4 protein-coding genes are annotated in these 1632 nt (G+C 61.6%); all 4 read right to left on the bottom strand.

The features are described 5' to 3' along the window. A partial coding sequence (locus PXK01_RS21900; protein ID WP_274861728.1) for a ParB/RepB/Spo0J family partition protein occupies nt 1-290 on the bottom strand: 290 nt, incomplete at its 3' end. A 154-nt stretch (nt 291-444) separates the two neighbouring features. Continuing rightward, complete coding sequence (locus tag PXK01_RS21895) at nt 445-834, bottom strand: DUF3768 domain-containing protein (protein WP_043754131.1); 390 nt, start codon at nt 832-834, stop codon at nt 445-447. An 88-nt stretch (nt 835-922) separates the two neighbouring features. Beyond that, the gene (locus tag PXK01_RS21890; protein ID WP_043754132.1) at nt 923-1132 is read right to left on the bottom strand and encodes a DUF6330 family protein; all 210 of its coding nucleotides are present in this window, start codon (nt 1130-1132) and stop codon (nt 923-925) included. Nucleotides 1133-1155: 23 nt separating this feature from the next. Further along, a partial coding sequence (locus tag PXK01_RS21885; RefSeq protein ID WP_274861727.1) for a zincin-like metallopeptidase domain-containing protein occupies nt 1156-1632 on the bottom strand: 477 nt, incomplete at its 5' end.

The raw sequence follows: 1632 nt of genomic DNA, 5'->3' as shown, positions 1-1632 counted from the left end.
TCTGGCACAAGACGGCAGTCGATCTTGGCCTTCGCCGTGAAGCCTTTCGCGGCCCTGTCCGCGACCAGCTCCTTCAGCGCGGCATGCCGACGGCCACCGGCGAGGACAGCATATTTGCCGTCGAGCTTCTGGACCATGAGCGGCTGCAGGAGACCCAGAACGGCGATGCTTGCCTTCAGATGGGCGATGTTCTCAGGATCATAGGTTTCCGGCGAGTTGCTGCGCACATTGGCGGGATGTGAGACCAGATCGCCGATGGCGACGGAGACGGGTTTGAAGCTTGTGGTCATGGCGTTTCCTTTTCGGTGGGTTTGGAGCGGCCCGCGCATTCAGATGCGCGGCCAATCCCCGTCTTCAGGGATCACCACAACAAAAGGCCCACTCTCCCTTTGAGGGGTCAGCGGGCCTTCATCGCCTGGGCTGTCAGGAGGGGTGTCCCCTCCCCTACCAGTCGCGCGCCAGCATGATGGTCAGCACGCGCATGGTGGTGGCGGGATTGTCCGGGGCCTCGGCGCCATAGCGGAAGTCGGAATCCGCTTCGTACAAATCCAGTTTCCAGAACACGGTCTCGCCGCGGACCTCGACCGCCCCGAAATCATGCCATCCTTCGGGATCGTTCTCGGGCTCGAAGGTCTCGAACATGCCCGTGGCCTTCACCGCCTCGGCCATGAAGCCGTCACCGGCATTCATAATTGAGCGGGTGACATGCATGCGGCCCTGAATAGACTGGGCGGTTGGCACACCGAGGCACGCGAGCTTGCGAAACGCGTCGTTCTGCGCTGCGATCACACTCGGATCAGGGCGGTCTGTCTGGGGTTGTCCTGTCATGGACATGGGGTGCTCCTTTGAGAAGTTGAAACACCCTTCCAAAAGCCAGCTTTTTCTTTTTCCCCCTGGCGGCAGGACAGAAGCAGAAGGGGCCCTACCCGAACAATCGCTTGGGTCTGTAATTCGGGTTGGGGATGGTTTCGATCCAGCCGCCTTGGTGCTTGATGGTCTCAAGTGCCGCCGAGAGCGGATAAGCGCCCTCGGACGGGCTCCACCAATAGGCGCCGTGCTTGAAGGTGATGATCTTGCGGCGGCCGTCGTTGAAGCAGGCCACCCGCAGCGTCTTGGGTTCCTTACGTGACATGGGCGTCTCCGTTCTCCCTGTGGTCAGGCGGCCTTGGCTCGGCCCCCTGCCCTGCCCGCCTCCGATCTGGCGATCAGGTAATCACAGGCGCGCTGCGCATCCGCGGCGTGCTTGAAGATCGCACCCTTGTCCGACCGAAGAACGCGCAACCAGTTATGGAGGTAGGCAGCATTCATCTCGAGCGTATGCGCCGTAAAGCCGAGCGTCTGACCCAGGAACACCGAGGTCAATTCCGCGACGATCTCCTCGCGCGCGTAAGAGGTGTTGCCAAACTTCGAGAACCCGAAATCACGGTTCAGTCGATGCCGGGCCTTCGTGGCATGGGCCAGCTCATGCGCCCAGACCCCGTAGAAATTGCGCGGGTCCTGGAACCGCGTGATGGATGGCATGTAGACCTTGTCCACGGGGGGCAAATAGTACGCCTCCGTGCCCGTGAAGACGGTCGTGATGTCGATGGCATCGAAAAACGCCTGCATGTGCGGGATGGGCTCGGACGGCGG

The organism is Phaeobacter sp. PT47_59 (assembly GCF_028890025.1).
Lineage (GTDB): Bacteria > Pseudomonadota > Alphaproteobacteria > Rhodobacterales > Rhodobacteraceae > Phycobacter.
Note: the sequence above shows the minus strand (reverse complement) of the source record. Positions and strands in the feature narration are given on the sequence as shown.

What these genes read in the sequence shown, in the direction of transcription:
- PXK01_RS21890 (WP_043754132.1), bottom strand. Translation starts at nt 1,132, where the DNA reads ATGTCACGTAAGGAACCCAAGACGCTGCGGGTGGCCTGCTTCAACGAC.
- PXK01_RS21895 (WP_043754131.1), bottom strand. Translation starts at nt 834, where the DNA reads ATGTCCATGACAGGACAACCCCAGACAGACCGCCCTGATCCGAGTGTG.